Raw genomic sequence first — 24,220 nt, 5'->3', positions numbered from 1 at the left:
GGAACGCTTTTTTTGTGGCAATATAAGATATATGGAAGAAGTTGCTTTAACTAAGGAGAAGAAGAATTTCGATTTTGTAGACACCATCAGGTGTATTGCGATGATCGGCATAGTTTTCGAACATGCCGTTTACAACGGAAGTGATATTTTTCAATTATACTCAATAAAACACATTATTTATATCGGGCTTTTACAGCTTTCCAAATTTGGTACTATTGCCTTTTTTGTATTAGCTGGGTTTTTATTGGGAAGCAAATTCTTCTCCTATTCATCATGGGAATACTTTAAAAGGAGATTGTCGACAGTATTTGTGCCTTGGTTAATTTGGTCGATTATTTTCATTCTCGCCTTATTAATGCAGAAATATATTGTGCTTAAAGATAAATTTGTTTTAGGCGATCTACTGTGGGAAAACATAAAATTGACTTACCTATACACCAATTATTGGTTTATTATCAATTTTATGTTTTGTATCGGTTTATTGCTGATTTTTAAACGATATCTATACCAATGGTGGCTGGGGCTGCTGCTATTTTTGGCATCCCTAGTTTATAGTGTTAACGTCTACTTCGAATGGTTTATACCCTCACATACCATAGCAATTTTCGGCTTTGTATTCTTTTTATGGTTGGGTGCAATGCTAAATAAAAAGTGGGATTTAGTAGAGGCGAAAATCAAAAAAACGCCGTATATAGTATTGATCGTACTATTTTTAGCTTCGTTTATTCTATCAGTGCTAGATACGGTAAATCTGATTGAGCACGATAGTGTCGATCCGTACAATACGTTAAGGATCAGCAATGTCATTTACTCTTTGGCAACAATCTTTCTGTTTTTCAAGATTAAAAATTTTAAATTCATTAAATACCTGAAACCGAGGGAAACAACTTTTGGTGTTTATCTTATCCATTATATCATTCTCGTTATTCTGCTTCCGGAGTTGTTAAGACCATTAAAACTGCCAGCGATACAAGAAATGACCATAGTAGGTTTAATTTTCTACGTTTTATGTAGATTCGTGCTAGTATATGGAATCACTATGTTTTTAATTTGGAGCATCAACAAATCTAGGTATAGATGGATTATAGGGAGGTAGAATTAAATATGTTAAAATACGATAAAGACATACCGATCCTTTTTATAGTTTTCAATAGGCCAACTACTACCAAGCTTGTATTTGAGGCAATCAGAAAAGCAGCCCCTAAACGCTTGTATGTGGCTGCCGACGGTGCTAGAAACGAACAGGAATTGGAGCGTGTGCTGCAAGTACGAGCCATCATTGAGCAGATAGACTGGCCGTGTGAAGTGAGAACTAAATTCAGTGCTACCAACCTAGGTTGTAAAATGTCTGTTAGCAGTGGCATCACCTGGTTTTTTGATAACGAGCCTATGGGTATTGTGTTGGAAGATGATTGCCTACCTTCGAAAAGTTTTTTCGGCTTTTGCAGTTTAATGTTAGAGAAATACAAAGACGATGATCGAATAAGCCATATCGGCGGTGCAAACTTTCAGGATGGAATAAAACGAGGAGACTCAAGCTATTATTTTTCGAGATTAACACACGTTTGGGGTTGGGCTGGTTGGCGACGAGTTTGGAGAAAGTATGATGCTGAATTAGCAAACTTTGATTATTCAGAAGCTGCTGGTTTACTTAAAAATGATCCCTCATTTGCCGATTTCTCTAATGTTTGGTTAGAAAATTTGCAGAAGGTTAAAAATCAACAAATAGATACCTGGGATTATCAGTATGCTTTCTTAAATATTAAACAAAACAGCCTCAGCATCATTCCTAATCTGAATTTGGTTAAAAACATTGGTTTTGGCGAAGGAGCTACGAACACCACCGGAAGTCACGCACTTGATGTTGGGCAAACTTTCGAGCTTACGGACATTGTGCATCCATCTGAAATAGTCGCTAGTGTGGAGGCAGATCTATACACACAACGTAAGGAATTTTCGTATCTTCCGAAAAAAAAATCCATACTTTCTAGGGCATGGAAAACCATAAAAAACGCTTTAAAAAATGAAAAGTAAAATTACCGGAGGGGCTACAGAAAAGATTTTTTCGGCAACTATTCTCAATAAGCACCAAGTTGATTACTATAAGTGCTTGGAAACTGGTTTTATCCAAACAGAGGAACCTTATTGGCTTGAAGAAGCCTATTCTTCGGCGATTACTAAATTGGATGTTGGCCTAGTTTACCGCAATGAAGATTTACGAGGTCATGTAGTTCCAATGTTGAGTAAATACTTTAACGCAGAGGGCTTGTTTTTGGATTATGCTGGCGGTTATGGTTTATTTACTAGAATGATGCGTGATAAAGGATTCAATTTTTATCATACAGATGCCTACTGTAAAAATATTTTTGCGGAATATTTTGACCTCGATGATCTTCCTAAAGGTCAAAAGTTTGAGCTACTTACTGCCTTCGAAGTTTTTGAGCACTTGCCAAATCCGCTTGAAGAGATTGAAAAGATGAGCAGCTTAGCCGATAATATACTTTTTAGCACAGTGCTGGTTCCACAGTCGCCGCTTAACTCCGTAAATGATTGGTGGTATTTTATCCCTGAAACGGGTCAGCATGTAGCTATGTTTACGGTGCAGGCGCTGGAATATTTGGCTAACAAATTGGGCTATCGTTTTTATACTAATGGAGATAATCTTCATTTATTCACCAAATCGGCATTGGCATCAAATCCTTTCCAAAAAAATAAAGAGCCGTTTTTAGTACGTAAGGCAAGAAAAATCCTTAAAAAATTTAATGCGAAAAATGTTCCAGAAAAGGAGACGCTTTTGATGAAGGATTGGGAATATATTAAAACCAAACTGTCTTAATCGGCCTTGTATCAGTACTAAAAGCTATGATAAAGGCTTAGGGTTTTATTTACGCATTCCTGTATAGGGAATTTCAATAAGCGCTGCTTAGCTGCCAAACTCATTTTTTCGTTATTTGTTTGGTTGTTAAGAATGCTGTCAAGAGATGTTATAAGTGACTCAAGGTTGTTATCTTCAAAATAAGATGCAGCATCTCCGGCTATTTCCTTAAAGCAGGCATTGTCATTCAATAATACCTGACAATTATTTTTAAAAGCTTCCAGTATTGGAAATCCAAATCCCTCATAACTGGACGGGTAGACGAAGCATTTGGAGTTTTTGTACAGCGTATTAAGTTGCGGATCTGTTGGGTTGAGGTGAATCACCTTATCACTTATTTTTTTTCGGTGTAAATATTCTGAATCTCCGTATGATAAACTTCCGCCACCGGCTAAAACCAAAAATAAATCTGGATATGTTTTTGATAAACTGGAAAATGCATCTACCAACAGATAAAAGTTCTTGTACGACCATCGACCACCTACGTATAGGATATATTCCTTTGGCAGCCCGCTTACCTCATCATACTGAGGAGTGTCCAGTTCAATACCATGGTGTATGACCTCTATTTTCGCTTCCGGAATACTTGTGAATTTTAAAATGTCAGCTTTCGTATTTTCCGATATTGCTATTAGTTTATCCGCCTTTTCCATCACCAAACGTTTATGATATGGCGTAGGATCATCTGCAGGGAACAAATGCGGCAAAGCTTCATAGGTCATATCATGTACCGTAGCTACCGTGGGCTTTTTAATTAAGGGTAAATAATAAGGATCAAAATAGGTTGGATGCAGAATGTCGAAATTACTTTTCTGAATTACTTTTTTGGAATAAGATCTATTTCTCTTTGCGATCTTTTTTTGGGTATTGAACAAGAATTTTAACTTTCCAATGGGCGATGAGATATCTTCTGGTGCTAAATAGATGTTTTCACTGTAAAGCGTGGAAAGTAGATAGCTATCATTTTCTTGATTTTTGATGCCGTCTATCAAATATTTAAAATAGCGAGATATTCCTCCAGCTTTTTGTGTAGTAAATATTTGATGGTCAAAACATATTTTCATGATCTATCTTGATTTTAGTGGCCACAACAGTTTTAACAGCCCTTTAATTAAAGTCCAGCTTAACTTATCGTTGTTTTTCAAAAACAGTAATTTCTTTAAATATTTGTCATTGTAATCGTTAAGTAGCTGATAATCGCTTTGAAAGTTACTGAAAAATTTATTGATAGTGTGAGCACGTTCCTTGTTCATGGCCGGATGGTTCGCTGTGTTGGAAGACAGGCCAGACCCATCGTAATTGCAAACGACTAAATTAAGATGCTGGTAGCTGGCATCATGGCGGTATATGGCCAGGATAAAAAACTCCCAGTCAGAAACGATTTTATAGGTTTCGTTGTACAAGCCAACTTTATCAAACAATTTATTGCTGATGAAGCTCGCCTGATGAGAGATGTTAAAGTTATAGAAATAGCTGAAGTTAAGTTGGTGAGGGAAATTCACCTCTTTTTTAACGCCATTTGGTTCTTCGTAAATAATATCTCCGTAGTAGATGTCGTAGTCAAACTGCATTAATTTATGCGCCTCACTAAGTGTAGTAGCGTGATGTAATCGGTCTCCGGCATTTAAAAATAGCAAATATTCGCCTGTAGCTTTTTTTATCCCCTTATTCATGGCGTGATAAATTCCATTATCGGGTTCGCTTACCCAATAGGATATTTTATCATCAAATTTTTGCAGCAGCTCAGTACTCCCATCAGTACTTCCACCGTCAATTACAATAAACTCTACGTCGATAAAGGTTTGCTCAATAACGCTAATGATCGTTTTTTCGAGCCCAATTTTATCATTGAAATTTACTGTAATGATTGAAAATTTATTCATATTACTTAGCTTGGGAACAGGATGTTTTTCAAGTTTTCGGTTACTGAGGCTGGAGAATATTTGTCAATTACCGCTAAGGAATTTTCATGTAGCTGCAACCATAAACTTTGATTACTGTAAAGTTCAATAATTTTTTTTGCAAATGTGGAAGCGTCATTCGCCACCATACAATCTATGCCATCAGTTAAGTGCATGCCTTCCACTCCTATTTCTGTAGATACAATGGGCAAACCAAATTCCAAACTTTGTCCAATTTTTCCTTTCATACCGGCTCCAAAACGTAAAGGAGCAACAAAAATGCGGGAGGTTAAAAAATAATCAGCTACTTCTTCTAAATACCCAGGCACTATTACTTTTTCCGAAGCTAGGCTTAATACATCAGCATTAGGGTTGCTTCCAAGCAGAAATAATTTTATCTCAGGATAGCTTTGCCAAACCATAGGCATAATTTCTTTTACCATCCAAACGGCGGCATCTATGTTCGGTTGGTGAAGGTAACTTCCAATAAATAACAACCCATTTCGCTCGCTAAAGGCCGGGCTGTTTAAATGCGCTGCAGTTGGATGTACATTTGGAACGGTATAAACTTCTTCAATGCCAAGTTGCTGAAGTATTTCCTTTTCAACATCGGTAACCGTAACGGTGTAGTCCGCTGAATTGGCAATGCTAAGCTCACGGCGTTTAAGCTTTTCAATATTTTCGTCAATTACTAGCGCAACATCACTATTTAATTTTTTTGCTCTTTCTTCTCTAATAAAGTGTAAATCAACCGTATCGTAAACCCATTTTATCGCACTGTTTTGCTGCTTGATATAGGCGCCGTAAATTTCATTCATATCGGGGCGAGATATCCAGGCAAAATCAATATCGGCAAGGTGTTTACGCAGTTGTGTGAATTGTTTCTCCCGATGGTAACGGCCCTCGAAAACTCTCACGCCTGCGTTGATTAAATTGTTTACATATTTCGATGAACTTACTGCTTCATGCGCCAAAAAATAAACTTCAAGATGCAATGATTTGAATAATTTCATAAGTTCAAACAATCGTCTCGAACCGGAATCTTTATCCGGCGTTGGATAAACCGCATCAATTATTAATATTGATTTTTTTCTGACTTCTTGCTTAACGTCATTTGTGTCACCCGTTTTGGTGCATTCAATTTTCGATAACTCATCCCGGAAAGTCAAAAACTCCATCAAAGGATGGTAAACTATCTTTTTCTTGAGGTTTGCCGACAAAGTTGAGCTAAGTATTGCTAATGAAGCTTCCCATTGATACCAAATTGAAGCGATATCCTCGATCTGGAAAAAATCACTAGTATTTAACAGCAAATTTTCTACCGCTGCATCTACTTCTGTTACGTAATTTAAATCAAAATCGTTTGGATTTGAAAATAAGCCATTATAGTGAAGCGTTTTATTTTTACACTCAGCACCTGCAGACTTAACTAAACCATTGCTTGCGAAAATAAGTTTAGAAGTCACCAAATAACCACGTTCTGCATGTATCAAACCATGAGCTAAACAATCCGATGTAGGCAAATGATCGGCATTCATTAAAAATAAATGTTCTGCAGCAATTAGGGAAGCTAGTATTTCTTTATTGGCATTGTTAGGGAGTATTTGCTTCGTATTTTCTGCTAATCTTTCTTCGATTTCTGTAATGATGATGACTTCAAATGGAGTGGATTTGATGTGTTGTGCTATGGTAGAAAGGCAATTAATTAGCTGCAACTTTGAAGAACCCACACCATTTATGATAATCGAAATTAATGGTGCTGCTTCATTCTTAGTCTCTATTTGTTGGATTAATGGCTGAAATGACGGTTTTATTTCGGTCCAAGAAAGCGATATCTTTGAGTTTTCATCAGCTCCGCCTAAAAATTGATAAGCTAAAAGAAGCGCCCACTTTTTAAAAAGAACGGCTACTAACTTTGCCGACCACTTTTTATTGTTCCTGAAATAAAGTGTTGCCGCTAAGTAGCTCTGCGTTCTAATTTCTGCCCCTAGCTTAACTCTTAGTCTTCGTATTTTTTTCATTTTCTACCACCTCTTAATAAGTCTCTAAATTTTATAAACAATCCCCTAGCGTAGTAAAATGTAAGTGCATCAAGAGGTAAAATAGCATTTAAAATCCGATTTCGATCTATTAAAAAAGCTTGGTCATCCTGATTTCCAGATGAGCCCCTGTCATTAAATTTGGATACAATGACATCAACATATCTGAATTGAAAGTTAGATTTGAAATAGAGTTGGATGTTGAGATAATAGTCAGCCCAAAGCTTATACTTTGTGTCGTAATTGAAAATGGTAAAAACTTGTTTAGGATAAAAAACGGTTTGATGGTTGAAATTATGTTTGGCAAGTTTATATCTATTCATTTCGCCAAATCTCACTTTTTTACGGTGGATGTAAAAGGCGTTTCCATAAACGATTTGATTGTCCTTGATATCGTTTTTGTCAAAGATATCTGTTAACACATTATTGTTGTTAAAAACATCATCGGAACCTAAGAAAAACAGCCAATCTCCACTGCAATGCGCTATCGCCTTATTCATTGCATCATAAATTCCGTTATCTTTTTCTGTTATGAGTTTTATTTGATTCCCATAACTCTTTAGGATTTCAGTAGTGCCATCAGTAGATAAGTTATCGATTACTACTAGCTCTTTCGCTAAGTACGTTTGATTCAAAACGCTCTCGACTACATTTTTAATCGTATTAACCGCATTAAAAACGGGAATGATGATACTAATTTTAGCAGCTGAACATGCCATTATTTTTTTAAGAGTTTTTTTAGAAAAGATTTTTTTTTGGTGTAAGCCCATTTGAAATGCTCAAATCTTTCCACTCCTGCATCGATCATCTCCTTTTGATAAATCTTGTAAATAGGCCTCACATCGGGATTGGTTTCAAAAGTGTATCTGTAATGTCTCGAAATCGCATCTTCCCTGAAGTTGTAGGAACTAAAATGGTAAAAAACCAACTCGTTCTCGTTATTCACTTTAAAGCCTGCGTTATCTTCGCTTAATGTCCTTTCGTGTAAGTTCCAGGGGCCCATGTTGCAACCCTTATTCGCTAAAACTTTCGTTTCTTGCTGATGAAATAAAGGAATGTAGTTCATCCAAAGCTGATCAACAAAAAAACCATATTTTGGGTTGTTGAAGCCCATTTTTAAACAGCGATCTTCCCACCAGTCTAATGTAGCATCAGCGGCGGTGGATTTTTTAAGTCCCAAATAACCAAGGTTGTAAAGTCCATGTCTTAAAAAGAGGTTCTCGTTAGGAGAGCCCGGACCCCAGGAGATTGGACTAAAAACGTGTGGAGTGAGCAATATCGAGGCATCTGTAAAATTTGAATCAAGGCTTTCTAAGGAAGAAAAAAGTCTAATATCTGGATCCAGATAGTGAATGATTTGAGCATTAAACTTAGCGAATAAATACTTAAAGCAACTCGCTTTAATAGCGGTATTTAGCTCTACCACGTCAAATTTTTTAATAAGATCGTCACAGTCTATTGGCAACTGCTTCCAATTAATAAAATTGATTTCCGTGATGGAATGATAGTCTATTTCCGCATTTTCTTCATCTGCTAAAAAAAGATAAAACTGATAATCAGGAGCAAAATTTTTAATTGATTTTGCAAGTACCCTAGCCTGTGCAAGATAATTGTTTGTGCAAACGGTAAACGCTATTTTTACTAAATTCATCACCTAATCATTAAAAGTTTGCATCTCAATTAAGCGATAGTAAAGGCCCTTTTTAGCCAATAGTTCGGTGTGCGAACCTTTCTCCACAATTTCTCCCTTGTCAATAACTGCAATTTCGTCTGCATGTTGTATGGTGCTTAGTCTGTGTGCAATAACAATAGAAGTACGGTTTTGCATCAAGTTGTTCAAGGCTTCTTGCACCAATTTTTCGGATTCTGTATCCAATGCAGAAGTAGCCTCATCCAGCAACATGATAGGCGGGTTTGCCAACACTGCCCTTGCAATACACACTCTTTGGCGTTGGCCTCCAGATAATTTGTTGCCACGATCACCTACATTAGTTTGATAGCCGTTTTCCGTGTTAACAATAAATTCATGGGCATTGGCAATTTTTGCTGCGTTAATAACTTCCTCTTCAGTTGCATCAGGTTTGCCAAAGGCGATATTGTTAAAAATGGTATCATTAAATAAAAACGATTCCTGATTAACGATACCCATTTGAGCTCTAATACTTTCCACGGTTAAATCTTTATAATTATGACCGTCAATCGTCAAACTACCTTCTTTAGGATCGTGAAAACGAGGTATCAAGTCCATTAAGGTACTTTTCCCGCCTCCCGATGGGCCTACCAGCGCAACCGTTTTGCCTTTATTTATCTTTAAGTTGATGTTTTTCAAGATCTGTTTATCGCCGTAAGCAAAACTTACATTTTCCAAAACCAACGACTCGTTAAAATTATCAAGTGTTTTTGCATCAGCTTTATTGGTCAGCTCAGCTTTCGTATCAATCAATTCCAATACCCTTTCTCCAGCCGCAATACCAGAGTGGATACCACTAAATGAATCTGTAAGTGCCTTAGCTGGGCGCATTACTTGTGAGAAAATAGCGATGTAGGCAATGAAATCTGCTGGGGCTAACGCATTTTCTTCATTATGTAGAATTAATGTACCGCCGTACCAAACAATAACTGCCACCATCAACACGCCAAGAAATTCTGAAACCGGCGAGCCAAGTTGTTGCCTCCGGACCATTTTTCTATTAAGGTTGGAGTAAAAGATATTTTCTTGGTTGAATTTTTCTTTGACCCTCTCTGAAGAATTGAAGGCCTTAATAATTTTGATGCCACTTAATGCTTCGTCCAAAAAGCCAATCATTTTGGCAAAAGATTCATGGGCTTCTTTAGCTTGTTGCTTTAATCTTTTTACAATTTTGCTGATGATAAATCCAGAAATTGGAATGACCAAAAGGGAGAAAAGGGTTAGCTTGGCAGAAATGGTAAGCAGCATAACGATGTAAACAATAAGCGTTACCGGTTCTTTAAATATCACTTGAAGGGTGTTAGTAACGGTAAACTGTACCACCTGTACATCCGATGCTACTTTTGATATGATGTCTCCCTTTCTTTCATTGTTGAAAAAGCCAACATGTAAATTCATCACGTTGTTAAATACCGAACGTCTAAAATTTAATAGCGTGTGTACTCTTAAATCTTCCATTATGCGCTGCGCAAAATATTTGAAAATATTTGAAAGTAGCACCGAAATAACGATTACAAGACATACATAGGCAAGTGTTTTTTCTGCTCCAACTGTGTTAATAGATTCGTTTACAAAGCTTCTGAACTTACCCAATATATCGAATGTAGAAAGCTCTTTGACCTGCTGGGTATCAGTGCCTTCAGGTTTGGTGGTTTTTAAAAGCGTTTCGAATAAGGGCGACAAAAGTGCCAAGTTAAGCGTCCCAAATATAATTGTAAGCATTGCTGCTATGGCATAGGGAATTGCAAATTTTTCAATTGGCTTTGCGAAAGATAGTAGTCTAAAATATATTTTCATTCAAAATGTACAAAGGCAACAAAGTTACGTAATTTAAATAATCTTGTATCATCTGCAGCTCTTAACTGCCTGTATTTGTTATAAGTGATAAAATGTGTTTTCTTTGTTACTATGATTGAGCCCGAAGTGGATATCGAACAATGGATTGAAAAAATTGCAAATGGCGACATACGTACTTTAGCCAGAGCATTAACTTTGGTCGAAAATGACATATCTCCGTCACATCAGCTGCTCAAAAAAATCAACATTAATAGTGCTACGCCAATTATAGGAATTACAGGTCCTCCAGGTGCAGGCAAAAGTACTTTGGTAAATGCACTAACCGACGAACTTTTTAAACGTCATCTTAAGGTGGCCATATTAGCGGTTGATCCTACTTCACCGTTTAATTACGGTTCTCTTCTCGGCGACCGCATCCGAATGTCGAAGCACTTTAACAACCCAAATGTTTACATCCGCTCTGTAGCCACAAGAGGTTCGCTCGGCGGCATCTCTGGCAAAACAATAGAAATGCTTGATGTACTTAAGGCGGCTGATTTCGATCTCATTATAGTAGAAACGGTTGGTGTTGGCCAATCTGAGGTGGAAATTGCAGGTTTAGCAGATAAAACCATATTGGTATTGGTACCCGAAGCCGGAGATGAAATTCAGCATATCAAATCAGGATTAATGGAAATAGCGCAGGCGTTTGTAGTCAATAAAGCAGATCGCGATGGGGCAGATGGCTTTGCCAATAAGCTACAAAAAATGTTGCGAGACCAGCATCACAAAACACCTATCTTTAAAACTATTGCCGATAAGAATGTTGGTATTGAAGATTTGTGCGATTGGATTTTAAAGAGAGAAAAATTTGCAAATGATAAAAAGATCCACTTAATAGCTCAAAAAGCTTACAAGTTACTTGAAGTTAAAAGAATGAAAGGTATTGACAAGGTTAAGTTGATGTCATTAGTTGCTGAACATGAAAGTAAGGGAAACTTCAACATTTATTCATTTATTGACGAAGTTGAAGGCCATTTGTAATAACCTGTACCTTTTTTAGTACTAGACAGATTTTTTAAACAAGACCACTAAAAAAATAAAGGGCTACTATTTTTAATATTTTGCTTTAAATTCACTGTGTATCAATATAAAAGTGCGGTTTTTTATTGTTTTTGTTAGTAAGTTGCATGTTTGGAACAGAGTTTGTGTATCGTTTTGAGATTATAAAAATTTGTTTAATTTTGTCTTACAAAAAATTATACAATAAAATATTTTGTTTAACCTTTAAAAAGAAAATTATGAATTATTCTACTTTAAAAAAGGGCGTTGCAGCTTCTTTAGTAGCATTAGTAGGAGTTACGTCTCTTGCTAGCGCACAAGATGCTCCAGCAACTAGCTCGTCTGCCAAGGTATTTGGTGGTAGAGCGCAGTACAGAACCTGGTCTATAGGTGTTAATGCAGGTGTTTTAGCTCCTGTTGTTGTAACTGGCGGTGCAAATGATTACTCTAACTGGGATGTTAACTTAGGTTACGGTATCTCTTTGCGTAAACAATTAGGTCATGCTTTCGGATTAGAAGCTAACGTTTTCCGCGGAAAAGTTTCTGGTAACAATGAGAAAGTTGGTGCTCCAAACAACATGTTCGAAACTGAGCTTCAATATGCTGCTGACATCAGAGGTGTTGTTAACGTAGCAACTGTTGATTTCTTACGTCGCGAAAATTCAGTTAACTTCTTCGTAACAGCTGGTTACGGTTTAGCTGCTTATAACCCAATTGTTACTGCTTCAAACGGTACAGTAACTAACTGGAAAACTATCAAAGAAGCTAGAGGTATCAACGATTCTTACGTAAAACAAGCTTATATCCCTGTAGGTGCTGGTATCAAATTTAAAGTTTCTGATCGTGTATCTTTCAACTTAGCTTACACAATGAACTTTGTTGATGGTGATAACTTTGACGGAACTTATGCTAAGTTACCTTCTAACGATAAGTTTTCTTACACTTCAGCTGGTTTAGAATTCTCATTAGGTTCTAAATCTAAACCGAACTTGGATTGGGTTAACCCATTAGCAATGATGTATGATGAATTGAAAGATCCTTCATTACGTCAAGAAGTTGAAGCTTTGAAAAACCGTGTTGCTAACGTAGAAAAATCTGTTGAAGATTTGAAAAAAGATAGCGATGGTGATGGTGTTGCTGATATGTTTGACAAAGAGCCTAATTCAGCTCCAGGTGCTGTAGTTGATGGTTCAGGTCGTACAATCAAATTCCCTGAGCAAACTACAACTGCTGCTCCTTCAAGCGTAACTGGTTTCGAAACTATCCAGTTTGAATTCAACAGTTCAGTATTGAAAACAGAATCATACCCTACTTTAGATAAATTATCTTCTATCTTGCGTGAAAACGGTGGTAAAGTGACTGTAGCTGGTCACGCTTCAAGCGAAGGTACTGCTGCATACAATATGAAGTTATCTAAAGACAGAGCTAACTCAGTAAAAACTTACTTAGTAAATTCAGGTGTTAACGCTAGCAGCGTAGCTGTTAAAGGTTACGGTGAAACTAGACCAATCGCTTCTAACGATACAGAAGAAGGTCGTATTCAAAACCGTCGCGTTGAAACTTCTAGAAACTAATTTTTTCTAGTTAAGATATAAAAGAGTCCCGATTTTTATCGGGACTCTTTTTTTATGCCTAATTTTACACCTCGAACTATAAATTTATAAGTGTTATCATATATAACTAATCATGAAGAAAATCATCATTTCAACAAATGCTCCCGCTCCAATAGGGCCTTATAGCCAAGCAGTAATTGCCAATGGCTTTTTATTCGCTTCAGGTCAAATTGCAATTAATCCAGAAAATAACGAGCTTAACAATGCAACGTTAGACGAAGAAACCCATCAGGTAATGCGTAATATAAAAGCGCTATTATTGGAAGCAGAATATGGTTTCGAGCATATTATTAAAACCACGATTTTTTTATCGGATATGTCATTATTTGCAGCAGTAAATGAAATTTATGGCTCTTACTTTGAAAGTGATTTCCCTGCTAGAGAAACCGTAGCTGTTAAAGGTTTGCCTAAGGGTGTTAATGTAGAGATTTCTGTAACTGCATATAAAGGCTAGTCGTTGGTGTCAAGTGATAAAACAAAGTACCTAGCCTCAGGTGTATTTGCTGCCGTAATCTGGGGGTTTTTTGCCATCCCTTTGCGCAATCTTCAAGGCTATCCATCTGAGCAGATTTTATATTACCGGATTTTTACATCGTTGCTGGTAATCTGGCTGGCTATCTTTTTATTTAGAAGAAAGGAATTGCTGGCAGATATCAGTTATTTTAAGCAAATTGATGGATTAAAACGTAGGCAGCTGATATATCAGATTGTTGGAGCTACCGTTTTACTGGTGCTCAATTGGTACACTTTTATTTATGCTATCAATAATGTAAGTATCAAGTCGGGTGCGTTTGCTTACATGGTTTGCCCATTAATTACTGCTTTTGGCGGGTTCATCATTTTAAAGGAACACCTGTACAAAATACAAATTGCGGCGCTTGTACTGGCTACTGTAAGTATACTTATGCTTGCAACCGGCTCGTTGCTAGAAGTTACTTGGTCGGTGGTAATTGCAGCATTGTATGCCTTTTACTTAATTATACAAAGAAAAATGCAGGGACTAGATAAGCTAAACGTCCTAGCGGTGCAAATTACCATTGCTGTATTGCTAATGCTGCCCTTCTTCGTTTATCAGCATACTGGCTTGCCTTTAGAAAGCACTTTCTGGTTAAATATTGTGCTTATTGCAGTACTCTTTACCGTTTTTCCTCTATTTTTAAGTCTTTTTGCCTTGGTTGGTATACCCTCTTCAACTTTAGGGATTATCATTTATATTAATCCAATTATTGCTTTTGCTGTAGCAATTATTTATTTTAAAGAAAAGATTGACCCGCACCAGTTAACGGCGTATGCCTTGCTGTTGTTTGCTGTTTTTCTATTTAATTGGAACCTTATTAAGGGTATGCTCACGTTTAAAAGAATTTAAAAGCTTTGTACGCATCTAACTTAGAAACTCCTTTGGCCTATTTAAAGGGTGTTGGCCCTAAGCGTGCTGAGTTGCTGCAAAAGGAACTAGGTTGCTTTACCTGTGAACAGCTTTTACATTATTATCCATTTCGATACATCGATAGAACCCGGTTTTACAAAATCGCTGAGCTTAATCCTGATATGCCGTTGGTGCAAATAGTAGGTAAGGTGATGAGTAGGGAAATTGTTGGTGAAAAGCAAAAAAGACGAATTGTAGTTAGGTTTCAGGATGATACCGGCATCATGGAGCTAGTGTGGTTTCAGGGTTTAAAATGGGTGGAGGATAATATCTTCACTGGAAATTATTATATCGCCTTTGGCAAGCCAACCTTTTTTAACAATGGTTTTAGCATATCGCATCCTGATTTAGAAACTTACCCAAGAAAAAACGCTGGAATTACAGGAAACATTACACTGCAGCCCATCTATCATTCTACAGAAAAATTAAAGAAGAATTTTTTAGATAGCAAAGGGATCCAAAAGTTGGTTCAACAGATTGTAGAACAATTTGCAAGAGAAGTTAGGGAAACCTTGCCGCAATATGTATTGGATAAGTATAAATTGATAAGCAAGAAAGATGCACTAATCCATATCCATTTTCCTGCTGATGCAAAGTCGCTGCAACAAGCAGAACGCCGACTTAAGTTTGAAGAGCTGTTTTTCATTCAGCTACAACTGTTACATAATAAGCATTTAAGAAGTTTAAAGTTCAAAGGAGCATTGTTTAGCAATGTAGGCGATCGCGTTAATAGGTTTTATAATGAAATCATCCCTTTCGATTTAACCAATGCGCAAAAGCGGGTAGTTAAGGAAATTAGGATTGATACGCAGCGTGGAGCTCAGATGAACCGTTTAGTGCAAGGCGATGTTGGTAGTGGCAAAACCGTGGTAGCATTAATGAGTATGCTGCTTGCTAATGATAATGGTTGTCAGGCCTGTATGATGGCGCCTACGGAAATTCTAGCACGTCAACACTATGAATCATTGGTTGGGATGTTAAAGGGCGAGTTGGTGAATGTGGCTATTCTTACTGGAAGTACCACTAAGAAACAACGCACAGTTTTACACCAGCAGTTGGAAAGTGGGGAGATTGATATTTTGGTTGGTACCCACGCATTAATTGAAGATAAAGTGCAATTCAAGAACTTAGGTTTGGTAGTGATTGATGAGCAACATCGCTTTGGTGTGGAGCAGAGAGCAAAGCTGTGGCGCAAAAATGTAGTTCCGCCACATGTTTTGGTGATGACAGCTACACCTATTCCGCGTACGTTGGCGATGACTTTGTATGGAGATTTAGATGTTTCCGTTATTGATGAACTACCAGCAGGAAGAAAACCGATACAGACGCTCCATTTCGTTGAAAGTAGACGTATGCGCATGTTCGGGATGATGAAGGAAGAGATTGCGAAAGGTCGTCAGGTCTATATCGTTTATCCATTAATTAAAGAAAGCGAGAAATTGGATTTGCTGCATTTGGAAGCCGGCATTGAACAGTTGAGCTATCAATTCCCAAGGCCGCAATATCAAATCAGTATTGTTCATGGGAAACTTAGTAATGCAGATAAGCAGTTTGAGATGCAGCAATTCATCGACGGCAAAACACAAATTATGGTAGCCACTACGGTGATTGAGGTGGGTGTTAATGTGCCTAATGCTTCGGTGATGGTGATCGAAAACGCAGAGCGATTTGGTTTATCCCAATTGCATCAATTACGTGGGCGAGTTGGCCGTGGCGCTGAGCAATCGTTTTGTATCTTAATGTCGAAGGACAAGCTCAATCCTACGTCTAAAAAGAGAATTGATACGATGGTTCGCACCAATAACGGTTTTGAAATTTCGGAAATTGATTTGGAGTTGCGTGGCCCTGGAGACATTACTGGCACTATGCAAAGTGGTACTGTAGAACTTAAAGTTGCAGATTTAGCAAAAGATCAAGTGATTTTACAAGAAGCACGAAATACTGTAATTGAACTTCTCGATAAAGATCCAAATGTTCAACTTCCTGAAAATATTTTGCTAAGAAATTACCTTGCTAAAAAGCATACGGGAATTAGTTTCGATAAGATTTCCTAGTGCTCATTTGTAGACTTACGAAAGTTTTCAAAACTTCGTAAGTCTCAATAATTTTGTGGGAATTAACAAATCTTTTTAATCCTCCAAACCATTCAAGTACATCTTCTCTTTTTAATAAGGAGCTCTGATGTAATTGCACATATGCCGAATAGGACGAAAATTTATACTCTTCTAATTTATCCGTTAGTTTTGAAACGACTGGATTTTGATGAATGTAAGTTATAATTCTTGTGAAGTACGCATCAGACTCTATTTCGGAGATTTTATAGCGCCCTTGAAACAAACTTCCAACCCTATCGTATTTTTTGTTGATAGCTTTTGCAGAGGAAATAAAGAATTTCTTAATCCCATTTTCGAAAGCTGATAAATCATTAATTCGTATAAAGAAATGAAAATGATTTGGCATTAAACAATATGCAAATACATCAATATTAGGTATTAAATATTTTTTAAACTTGCTTAAAAAGAATAGATAATTCTCGTCGTCAAGAAAGATTTTTTGCTTATTGTTTCCTCGATTATGGATGTGATAATATTTTCCTTCTTCTTTTTTCATAGGTGATATGAATTTAAGAAAATATTCAGACTTACGAAGTTTTTAAAACTTCGTAAGTCTAAGTGGCTTAACCAAACAAATCTAACTGATTATCCGGTTTTTTTGCCTTTCCAAATACCGTCCTACCTCCGTATTTCCACGAATCTGCTCTTTCCTTTTCAATCAATTCATTAAAGTTTCCATTTGGAATAAAATCTTTTTCTGCCCTTGCAGCAATTTGATGAAGAGATTTGATAGCCTGTGCTTTATCGGTATTACCAATTTTTGATTTTTGAATGGCATCATTCAAGGTGTTGATGGTTTCATCGTATACATTTACCGGAACCGGAAATGGATGTCCATCTTTGCCTCCATTTGCGAAGGAAAAGCGGGCTGGATCCTTAAACCGCGAAGGAGCACCATAAATTACTTCGCTAACCAAAGCTAATGACTGTAACGTACGGGGTCCTAGGCCTTCTAACAACAGCAATTCATCAAAATTGGAAATATTATTGTTTTGGGCTAACCATAATACCGATCCGAGTCTCTTTAAGTCAACGTCTTTTGCTCGTACATCATGGTGTTTTGGCATCACCAATTTGCTAATCTCCGCCAACATTTTTTGCGGAGGTTCAGCCATTATCTCCAGCATCGAAGCTTTAATCGGCTGCGCTTTTTTATCCGTTAAATTTAGGATTTTACCTTGGTTTTGGCCATAAATGAACGTGTGTGGTGCGTCAGTAAATGATTGTACATTTGACGAATGCCAATGGTATCTACGAGCAGTTGAGCTAATATCACTCATGCCTTGCTGTACTACTGTCCACTCACCTTCAGTGCTTACAATAAAATTATGTTGGTATAATTGAAAACCGTCCTGTATAGCTGTATTATCAACCTTTGCAGATAGCTTACTGCTTCGCACTAAATTGTCGGCATCTAGGCCATGTTGCAGTGCAAACTTATTCAGTTCGGCTGGTGTTTCTCTTGAAAATTTACCTTTACCACCGCAAACATATAAACCAAAGCTAGCTGCATTAGGATTGATCGCTTTTTTCAAAGCAGCCATTACAGAAGTGGTAATGCCAGAGGAATGCCAATCCATGCCCATTACTGCACCGAGGCTTTGAAACCAAAAAGGACTGCTCATTCTGCTTAAGAAGTCTTTTTTGCCTTTGTTGGCTAAGATTTGCTCAGTGATGGCCAAACCCAATTTTGCCATCCGCTCGGCAAGCCAAGGCGGAACGGCGCCGTAATGTAAAGGTAAATCAGCTAGACCTGTTCTTTTCATTTGCTAACAAATTTAGCAAAATTTAAGGAATTAATGCATTAAGATTTTGAAAGTTTCAGCAGAGAGTAATGATTTTGCAAAGAAACCTGACTGATTTGCAAAGGATTTTGTTTATAGCCCCTACAGCAGTGATATCCTTTTTATAGCATCATTTCGAACTCAGGGAGAAATCTCCAAGTTAATCGCGTCTATATAACAGATTTCTCTCTAAGTTCGAAATGACGGCAACAGCACACAAAAAGATTAAACGGATTCCGAGTATCGGAACAGGTCGGGTGGGAAAATAGTAACATAGAAGTACATTGTTTTGCGCTTCTAATTAACACAATTAACTATTTAAAATTAATCCTCGTCGCTGCCCGGAGCAGAACCACTACCTGTGTAAGCACCTTTGCGGATAATAGGCATCTTTAAATGCTTGTACAAATCGTCTAAATGGAGTAAGCTGCCATTGGTTAGGTTACCTAAGAAAATTACCACAATATCTTTGTCCAAATCTCTCACATAAATGTGTCGGAAACCATGCCACCAGCCTGTATGATAAACCACCTTATCCATTCCTTTGCCATCAAACATGCGCCAGCCATAGCCGTAATTGAAGTGACCATTAACAGGTTTGTTCCTGCCTTTATAAGCTGAATCTAAAGATGAGTTTTTGAGCAGCCTCTCGTTACGAAGGTATTTGTCATACAGCACTAAATCATGTATTGTGCTATAGATTCCTTTATCGCCAACTGGCCCATCTAAAAAGTTTTGTACCACAGAGTAGCGGAAACTATTGCGATCATGTCCTACTACGTCTACCGGAATTTTTTCATACTCCGCTTTCGAATATACGTGTGTATGTTTCATCCCTGCAGGTTTAAAAACGTGCTCCATCATGTATTGCGAATAACGCATGCCGCTCACTTTTTCGACAATAGCACCTAACACCATATAGTTAGAATTGTTGTAGTGAAACACTCTGTCAGGTTGTGTGTATGGATTAGGTTTTTTCTCGGCAATCACATCCATTACTTCTTGGTTGGTAATGCCTTTTTTCATGTTGCGTTTTTCCTTGCGCCAAATGTCGTCAATGAAATATACGTAATTCATCATTCCGCTACGATGTGGTAATAGTAGTCTTACCGTAATGCCATCGTAAGGGAAATTTGGAAAGAATTTTTTAACGTTATCGTCGAGGCTAAGCTTGCCCGCTTCCACCAATTGCATAATGGCAGTACCAGTAAAAGTTTTAGTGATAGACGCTAGTTCAAACTCTGAATTGATTTTTAAGCTATCGCGATGCAGATAGTCGGCCCAACCTTTAGCGCCCTGGTAAATAATTTTGCCTTTTTTGGCCACTAAAACATTGCCATTGAAATTAAATTTCTTATGCAGGTTATTTACAAAATCGGCAATCCATTTATCTTCTTTGTTTTTATCGTAAAGTAATAAAATACTGTCGGCCTTATCATCTTCGGGTTTTCTTAGCTTTTTATTTTCTGCAACTTTTTTCTCTTTTTCTTCTTTGCTTGTGCAAGCTGTTAGGGTACAAAAGGAGAGGGCTATAGCTGTAACTAGTATATTAAATTTCATTGATGTGTAGCAAGTGTTAAAAGCTGGAAAATTAAGCATTCTTAAAAACTTAACGATAAAAGAGTTTTAAACATTGTTGTTCTGAACCATTAATTGGATTTAGATAATTGTGCTAATGATTTTATGGCGCTATCTATATTGTAATTCATTTATTCGGGTTGATAAGTATCTAGGTCATCAGATTGGGAAAAGGTTATCTGTGCCATCGATAAACTAAAAAGCCCCAACTTTTGGTTGGGGCTTTGTGCCTTTGCAGGCTATTTTTCTTCTCCGAAGAATCGAATTATTTAACCCAGTGTATAGGCTTAAACTTTTGCTTTTTTGTAACGCTCTGCAACTGCATCCCAATTAACTACATTCCAAATTGCAGCTAAATAATCAGGACGTTTGTTTTGATATTTTAAGTAGTAAGCGTGCTCCCAAACATCGATACCAAAAATAGGCGTGCCTTTTTGCTCAGCAATATCCATTAATGGATTATCTTGGTTTGGTGTAGATGAAACAAACAATTTGCCATCAGCACCTACCGAAAGCCAAGCCCAACCTGAACCGAAACGAGTTGCACCTGCCTCTTGAATTTTAGTTTTGAAATCAGCAAAAGAACCGAAAGCTTCGTTAATTGCTTTTGCTAAATCTCCGGTTGGCTCGCCACCTTTGTTAGGTCCTAAAACAGTCCAAAATAAAGTGTGGTTAAAGTGCCCACCGCCATTGTTGCGTACAGCTGCAGGAAACTTCGAAATGTTTTTGATGATATCCTCGATGCTGCTATTAGCTTCAGGTTTGCCTTCTAAAGCTTTGTTTAAATTGGTAACATAAGCTTGGTGATGTTTGCCATGGTGAATTTCCATGGTTGCTTTATCGATATGTGGTTCTAATGCGTCGGTTGCGTATGCTAACGCTGGTAATTCAAAAGCCATAATAATATGTATTTTAAGGTTATTTAAATGTTATCTCTACAAATATAATAGAGATACGTTAAGTTTTATTCAATTGTTTGTCAACTTTGTTTTCGCTTATTGATAAAAAATGTGGACATCAAACTACGGCATTCTTCGGCCAAAACTCCTCCTTTTAACAACGTTTTAGGGTGTAAAAGGTTTTGATTGATCTTGGTAAAACCTCGTTTTTCTTCTTTGGCACCATACACCACCCTGCTAATTTGAGTCCAGTAACTTGCGCCTGCGCACATTACACAAGGCTCAATAGTTACGTAAAGCGTACAATCTTTCAAATACTTACCACCTAGCGTTTGTGCCGCTGCAGTAAAAGCTTGCATTTCAGCGTGTGCTGTAACATCGTTCAACTGTTCGGTAAGGTTGTAGCCCCTACCAATGATTTTTCCCTTACAAACTACCACTGCCCCGATAGGAATTTCCTGTGCATCATAAGCTTTTTTAGCTTCGTTTAAAGCCAAACGCATAAAATGCTCATCTTCTTGTTGCGGGTTAGTACTTGCTTCGAAATTATAGAAAGACATTTGATTTACGATTTTAGATTTACGAATTACGATTGAGGTTGATCATCGGGCTTGTGGACTTTAAACTTTCTGACATTTGATTTACGATTTTAGATTTACGAATTACGATTGAGGTTGATCATCGGGCTTGTGGACTTTAAACTTTCTGACATTTGATTTACGATTTTAGATTTACGAATTACGATTGAGGTTAATCATGGGATTTGCGGGCTTTAAACTTTCTGACTAAATCAACTTACTGCCGTTTGGCACTTTGCGTTCTACAGTGCTTAATACAATATCGCCATTTTCGTCGGCAAAGCCTGTTACCAGAAATTCGCTCATGAACTTGCCAATCTGTTTTTTAGGAAAGTTTACCACGCCAACAATCTGTCTCCCAATTAAATCTTCAATGGTATAATGTTTGGTGATTTGAGCACTGCTCATCTTTATTCCAAAATCTCCAAAATCCACCTTCACTTTATAAGCTGGTTTTCTAGCTTCTGGATATTCAAAAGCTTCAATGATTGTTCCAACTCTAAGTTCCACCTTTTCAAAATCGTTCCATGTGATCTCTTCCATTCCGTAAAAATAATATTAAACCACCAAGACACGAAGCGCACAAGGTTTATTTAAAGAAGTATTTATAAATTATCTTTTTTAATGCTCTTTGTATCGATAAACTAGTTTCCGTAACTAACTACTGATTCCTAACAACTGACCACTTTTACATATCTTTGCAAAATGGTAGAAATCAAGCTAAAAAAAGGTAAAGAAAAAGCGGTTTATCAGCGTCATCCTTGGATATTTTCTGGTGCATTGGATAAGGTAAAAGGAAAACCTGCAAATGGAGAGGTGGTACGTGTGATAGATGCAAACGGAGAATTTTTAGCTTATGGATATTACAACGATCAGTCGAGAGTGGCGGTTAGGTTGATAGAATGGAGTGAGGAAGCTACAATTGATGCAGATTGGTACGAAAGTAAAATTAAAACTGCGATTGCTGGTCGTGCTAATTTATTGAGTGAAAACACTACCGCTTGTAGGTTAATTTTTAGTGAAGCCGATTTTTTGCCTGGCTTAATTGTAGATAAGTATGCTGATTTCCTTTCGGTGCAAATTTTAAGCTCCGGAATTGAAAAAGCGAAGGAAGTAATCATTTCGGCTCTTGTAAAGTTGCTGCAGCCCAAAGGTATTTTTGATAGAAGCGATGCTACTGCTCGTACACATGAAGGCATCACGGCCGAGAATGGCTTGCTTTGGGGAGAAAATCCAGAGGAGTTTATCGAGGTGAAAGAGAACGGCATTAAGTACCATATCAACATTGCTGAGGGCCAAAAATCTGGATTCTACTGCGACCAACGTGATAACCGGAAAATCTTGGCTTCTTACACTAAGAATAAAAAAGTGCTCGACTGCTTTAGCTATAGTGGCGGATTTAGCTTAAATGCTTTGGCTGAGGGCGCATCCCAAGTAACATCAGTAGATAGCTCTGCTTTAGCTATTGAAACCCTAAAACAGAACATTGCATTGAATCAATTTGATGCGAGCAAACATACTGCCATCCAAAGTGATGTAAATAAACAACTACGTCAATTTAACGATGAGCAGCATAAATTTGATGTGGTGGTGTTAGATCCACCAAAATATGCGCCTTCTCGCTCTGCGTTGGATAGAGCTGCCCGTGCCTACAAAGACTTGAACCGTCGTGGTTTGATGCTGTTAGAAAGCGGAGGCTTATTAGCTACTTTTTCTTGCTCAGGTGCGGTCGATATCGAAACCTTTAAGCAAATTATCGCTTGGGCGGCTTTGGATGCTGGCAAGGAAGTGCAAATCATCAAACAGTTTTGCCAGCCGGAAGATCATCCCGTAAGGCTTTCTTTTCCAGAAGGTGAATATTTAAAAGGCTTGTTGGTGCGTGTAGTATAAGCAAAACAATTTCTGTAAATTGGTGTTGAACAAACCAACAAACAGAAACACCGATGCTTCTTATCAATAATATTCGGCTGAGTAGAATAGTACGTAATACTTGGCAGGTAGATTTAATTATGATTGCTTCCTGTATGGGAGCTTATTTCATTCGCGAGTACCTAATTGCACACCATTTCTCTATCCCAACCATTATTCCAACGGTTTTAGGAACTGCAATTGCTTTTTTTATAGGTTTTAACAATAACCAAGCTTACGATAGATGGTGGGAAGCAAGAAAAGTTTGGGGAGGCTTGGTTAACGATTCTCGGTCTTTTGCAAGGAGTTTGCTAAGTTATGTGCCGCAAAGCGAAGCAAATGATGTAATTGTGAAACGGATGATCCGCAGGCATATCGCATTTTTGTATGTACTTAAGGGCGCTTTAAGGGGCGTTGCTGATACCAATTATCCTAAGTATTTGGACGATGCGGAATGGAAATATATAGATAAACAAAGCAATAAGCACAATGCAATTTTGCACAAACAATCGGATGATTTAGAACTGCTCTCAAAAACTAATCAGGTTGATGGTTTTAGGTTCATCCAAATTAATGAAATGTTGGTGCGTTTTAGCGATGAGATGGGTATGAGCGAACGAATTAAAAACACGGTATTCCCAACTACCTACAGCTACCTCACTAAGGTTTTCATTTGGCTTTTTGTGGTAAGTTTTACCTTGGTAATTAGTCAGGAAATGGGTGTATGGTCAATTTTTATGGGCTGGATGATCGGCTTCGTGTTTGTATCGACCCAAATTAACGGAATGAATTTGGTTGATCCGTTTGAAAACAACGTAGCTGGCATTCCGCTAAATCAAATTACCAGAACCATCGAAATTAATTTGTTGCAGATGATGGGAGAAGAAGAAATACCGGCACCCGTTACACCAATTAACGATGAGTACGTATTGTAGTTATTAGGTTTGTAATGCGCTATTTACACTATATTTTTGAGC

The 24,220-nt window shown here is 37.5% G+C and carries 22 protein-coding genes; 10 read left to right on the top strand and 12 right to left on the bottom strand.

Annotated elements, in window-relative coordinates; all coding sequences use genetic code 11:
- The first annotated feature begins 31 nt into the window (after nt 1–31).
- From ACY2A0_RS07295 to ACY2A0_RS07285, 3 genes are read left to right on the top strand one after another with little or no spacing between them, the layout of a single operon-like run.
- Nucleotides 32–1,096, top strand: coding sequence for an acyltransferase family protein (locus ACY2A0_RS07295; protein WP_461788901.1), 1,065 nt, complete (start codon nt 32–34; stop codon nt 1,094–1,096).
- Nucleotides 1,078–2,034 carry a nucleotide-diphospho-sugar transferase gene (locus tag ACY2A0_RS07290; RefSeq protein WP_461788900.1) on the top strand — a complete coding sequence of 319 codons (957 nt, stop codon included), beginning with the start codon at nt 1,078–1,080 and terminating at the stop codon, nt 2,032–2,034. Before ACY2A0_RS07295 ends, ACY2A0_RS07290 begins: the two co-directional genes overlap by 19 nt.
- A complete protein-coding gene (locus tag ACY2A0_RS07285; protein WP_461788899.1) occupies nt 2,024–2,836 on the top strand; it encodes a class I SAM-dependent methyltransferase in 813 nt (270 codons plus the stop codon). The genes ACY2A0_RS07290 and ACY2A0_RS07285 overlap by 11 nt, the downstream gene beginning before the upstream one ends.
- A 17-nt stretch (nt 2,837–2,853) precedes the next feature.
- Here ACY2A0_RS07285 and ACY2A0_RS07280 read toward each other — a convergent pair whose 3' ends face one another.
- From ACY2A0_RS07280 to ACY2A0_RS07255, 6 genes are read right to left on the bottom strand one after another with little or no spacing between them, the layout of a single operon-like run.
- A complete protein-coding gene (locus ACY2A0_RS07280) occupies nt 2,854–3,939 on the bottom strand; it encodes a glycosyltransferase family 4 protein (RefSeq protein ID WP_461788898.1) in 1,086 nt (361 codons plus the stop codon).
- 3 nt (nt 3,940–3,942) lie between these two features.
- Nucleotides 3,943–4,758, bottom strand: coding sequence for a glycosyltransferase family 2 protein (locus tag ACY2A0_RS07275; protein ID WP_461788897.1), 816 nt, complete (start codon nt 4,756–4,758; stop codon nt 3,943–3,945).
- Nucleotides 4,759–4,763: 5 nt separating this feature from the next.
- Entirely contained in the window at nt 4,764–6,797 is a 2,034-nt protein-coding gene (locus tag ACY2A0_RS07270; RefSeq protein WP_461788896.1) for a glycosyltransferase family 4 protein, read from the bottom strand.
- On the bottom strand, nt 6,794–7,534 hold the full coding sequence (locus ACY2A0_RS07265) for a glycosyltransferase family 2 protein (RefSeq protein WP_461788895.1): 741 nt from the start codon (nt 7,532–7,534) through the stop codon (nt 6,794–6,796). Before ACY2A0_RS07265 ends, ACY2A0_RS07270 begins: the two co-directional genes overlap by 4 nt.
- Nucleotides 7,534–8,466 (bottom strand): glycosyltransferase family protein, encoded by a 933-nt coding sequence (locus tag ACY2A0_RS07260; protein WP_461788894.1) that lies wholly within the window; start codon nt 8,464–8,466, stop codon nt 7,534–7,536. The genes ACY2A0_RS07265 and ACY2A0_RS07260 overlap by 1 nt, the downstream gene beginning before the upstream one ends.
- Nucleotides 8,467–8,469: 3 nt before the next feature.
- Nucleotides 8,470–10,302 carry an ABC transporter ATP-binding protein gene (locus ACY2A0_RS07255; protein WP_461788893.1) on the bottom strand — a complete coding sequence of 611 codons (1,833 nt, stop codon included), beginning with the start codon at nt 10,300–10,302 and terminating at the stop codon, nt 8,470–8,472.
- 111 nt (nt 10,303–10,413) lie between these two features.
- Here ACY2A0_RS07255 and meaB point away from each other — a divergent pair, with 111 nt between their 5' ends.
- The 5 genes from meaB to recG all read left to right on the top strand — a co-directional run bounded on the left by meaB (nt 10,414) and on the right by recG (nt 16,436).
- A complete protein-coding gene (gene meaB / locus ACY2A0_RS07250; RefSeq protein ID WP_461788892.1) occupies nt 10,414–11,325 on the top strand; it encodes a methylmalonyl Co-A mutase-associated GTPase MeaB in 912 nt (303 codons plus the stop codon).
- A 257-nt stretch (nt 11,326–11,582) separates the two neighbouring features.
- The gene (locus ACY2A0_RS07245; protein WP_461788891.1) at nt 11,583–12,917 is read left to right on the top strand and encodes an OmpA family protein; all 1,335 of its coding nucleotides are present in this window, start codon (nt 11,583–11,585) and stop codon (nt 12,915–12,917) included.
- A 112-nt stretch (nt 12,918–13,029) separates the two neighbouring features.
- Nucleotides 13,030–13,410, top strand: coding sequence for a RidA family protein (locus ACY2A0_RS07240; RefSeq protein ID WP_461788890.1), 381 nt, complete (start codon nt 13,030–13,032; stop codon nt 13,408–13,410).
- A 6-nt stretch (nt 13,411–13,416) separates the two neighbouring features.
- A complete protein-coding gene (locus ACY2A0_RS07235) occupies nt 13,417–14,322 on the top strand; it encodes an EamA family transporter (RefSeq protein WP_461788889.1) in 906 nt (301 codons plus the stop codon).
- Between the two features lie 5 nt (nt 14,323–14,327).
- Nucleotides 14,328–16,436: an ATP-dependent DNA helicase RecG gene (gene recG / locus ACY2A0_RS07230; RefSeq protein WP_461788888.1), complete on the top strand. Its 2,109-nt coding sequence runs from the start codon at nt 14,328–14,330 to the stop codon at nt 16,434–16,436.
- Here the strand turns inward: recG and ACY2A0_RS07225 are convergent.
- The 6 genes from ACY2A0_RS07225 to ACY2A0_RS07200 form a co-directional block, all read right to left on the bottom strand.
- Nucleotides 16,414–16,992 (bottom strand): transposase, encoded by a 579-nt coding sequence (locus tag ACY2A0_RS07225; RefSeq protein ID WP_461788887.1) that lies wholly within the window; start codon nt 16,990–16,992, stop codon nt 16,414–16,416. The genes recG and ACY2A0_RS07225 overlap by 23 nt on opposite strands.
- 67 nt (nt 16,993–17,059) lie before the next feature.
- Nucleotides 17,060–18,262: a DUF763 domain-containing protein gene (locus ACY2A0_RS07220; RefSeq protein WP_461788886.1), complete on the bottom strand. Its 1,203-nt coding sequence runs from the start codon at nt 18,260–18,262 to the stop codon at nt 17,060–17,062.
- A 342-nt stretch (nt 18,263–18,604) separates the two neighbouring features.
- Nucleotides 18,605–19,840, bottom strand: coding sequence for a serine hydrolase domain-containing protein (locus ACY2A0_RS07215; RefSeq protein ID WP_461791308.1), 1,236 nt, complete (start codon nt 19,838–19,840; stop codon nt 18,605–18,607).
- A gap of 305 nt (nt 19,841–20,145) precedes the next feature.
- Complete coding sequence (locus ACY2A0_RS07210) at nt 20,146–20,757, bottom strand: superoxide dismutase (RefSeq protein ID WP_461788884.1); 612 nt, start codon at nt 20,755–20,757, stop codon at nt 20,146–20,148.
- 80 nt (nt 20,758–20,837) lie between these two features.
- Entirely contained in the window at nt 20,838–21,317 is a 480-nt protein-coding gene (locus tag ACY2A0_RS07205; RefSeq protein WP_461788883.1) for a nucleoside deaminase, read from the bottom strand.
- A 225-nt stretch (nt 21,318–21,542) separates the two neighbouring features.
- The gene (locus ACY2A0_RS07200; RefSeq protein ID WP_461788882.1) at nt 21,543–21,878 is read right to left on the bottom strand and encodes a tRNA-binding protein; all 336 of its coding nucleotides are present in this window, start codon (nt 21,876–21,878) and stop codon (nt 21,543–21,545) included.
- A gap of 162 nt (nt 21,879–22,040) precedes the next feature.
- Between ACY2A0_RS07200 and ACY2A0_RS07195 the strand changes: the two genes are divergently transcribed.
- Nucleotides 22,041–23,225, top strand: coding sequence for a class I SAM-dependent rRNA methyltransferase (locus ACY2A0_RS07195; RefSeq protein ID WP_461788881.1), 1,185 nt, complete (start codon nt 22,041–22,043; stop codon nt 23,223–23,225).
- A gap of 53 nt (nt 23,226–23,278) precedes the next feature.
- A complete protein-coding gene (locus ACY2A0_RS07190) occupies nt 23,279–24,178 on the top strand; it encodes a bestrophin family protein (RefSeq protein ID WP_461788880.1) in 900 nt (299 codons plus the stop codon).
- Nucleotides 24,179–24,220: the final 42 nt, after the last annotated feature.

Origin of the sequence: Pedobacter sp., from assembly GCF_965249885.1 — a bacterium.
GTDB lineage: Bacteria > Bacteroidota > Bacteroidia > Sphingobacteriales > Sphingobacteriaceae > Pedobacter.
This window is presented reverse-complemented; position numbering and strand designations above follow the sequence as displayed.

Coding starts and splice junctions, on each gene's coding strand:
- ACY2A0_RS07295 (WP_461788901.1), top strand. CDS start 32: ATGGAAGAAGTTGCTTTAACTAAGGAGAAGAAGAATTTCGATTTTGTA.
- ACY2A0_RS07290 (WP_461788900.1), top strand. CDS start 1,078: ATGGATTATAGGGAGGTAGAATTAAATATGTTAAAATACGATAAAGAC.
- ACY2A0_RS07285 (WP_461788899.1), top strand. CDS start 2,024: ATGAAAAGTAAAATTACCGGAGGGGCTACAGAAAAGATTTTTTCGGCA.
- ACY2A0_RS07280 (WP_461788898.1), bottom strand. CDS start 3,939: ATGAAAATATGTTTTGACCATCAAATATTTACTACACAAAAAGCTGGA.
- ACY2A0_RS07275 (WP_461788897.1), bottom strand. CDS start 4,758: ATGAATAAATTTTCAATCATTACAGTAAATTTCAATGATAAAATTGGG.
- ACY2A0_RS07270 (WP_461788896.1), bottom strand. CDS start 6,797: ATGAAAAAAATACGAAGACTAAGAGTTAAGCTAGGGGCAGAAATTAGA.
- ACY2A0_RS07265 (WP_461788895.1), bottom strand. CDS start 7,534: ATGGCATGTTCAGCTGCTAAAATTAGTATCATCATTCCCGTTTTTAAT.
- ACY2A0_RS07260 (WP_461788894.1), bottom strand. CDS start 8,466: ATGAATTTAGTAAAAATAGCGTTTACCGTTTGCACAAACAATTATCTT.
- ACY2A0_RS07255 (WP_461788893.1), bottom strand. CDS start 10,302: ATGAAAATATATTTTAGACTACTATCTTTCGCAAAGCCAATTGAAAAA.
- meaB (WP_461788892.1), top strand. CDS start 10,414: ATGATTGAGCCCGAAGTGGATATCGAACAATGGATTGAAAAAATTGCA.
- ACY2A0_RS07245 (WP_461788891.1), top strand. CDS start 11,583: ATGAATTATTCTACTTTAAAAAAGGGCGTTGCAGCTTCTTTAGTAGCA.
- ACY2A0_RS07240 (WP_461788890.1), top strand. CDS start 13,030: ATGAAGAAAATCATCATTTCAACAAATGCTCCCGCTCCAATAGGGCCT.
- ACY2A0_RS07225 (WP_461788887.1), bottom strand. CDS start 16,992: ATGAAAAAAGAAGAAGGAAAATATTATCACATCCATAATCGAGGAAAC.
- ACY2A0_RS07220 (WP_461788886.1), bottom strand. CDS start 18,262: ATGAAAAGAACAGGTCTAGCTGATTTACCTTTACATTACGGCGCCGTT.
- ACY2A0_RS07215 (WP_461791308.1), bottom strand. CDS start 19,840: ATGAAATTTAATATACTAGTTACAGCTATAGCCCTCTCCTTTTGTACC.
- ACY2A0_RS07210 (WP_461788884.1), bottom strand. CDS start 20,757: ATGGCTTTTGAATTACCAGCGTTAGCATACGCAACCGACGCATTAGAA.
- ACY2A0_RS07205 (WP_461788883.1), bottom strand. CDS start 21,317: ATGTCTTTCTATAATTTCGAAGCAAGTACTAACCCGCAACAAGAAGAT.
- ACY2A0_RS07200 (WP_461788882.1), bottom strand. CDS start 21,878: ATGGAAGAGATCACATGGAACGATTTTGAAAAGGTGGAACTTAGAGTT.
- ACY2A0_RS07195 (WP_461788881.1), top strand. CDS start 22,041: ATGGTAGAAATCAAGCTAAAAAAAGGTAAAGAAAAAGCGGTTTATCAG.
- ACY2A0_RS07190 (WP_461788880.1), top strand. CDS start 23,279: ATGCTTCTTATCAATAATATTCGGCTGAGTAGAATAGTACGTAATACT.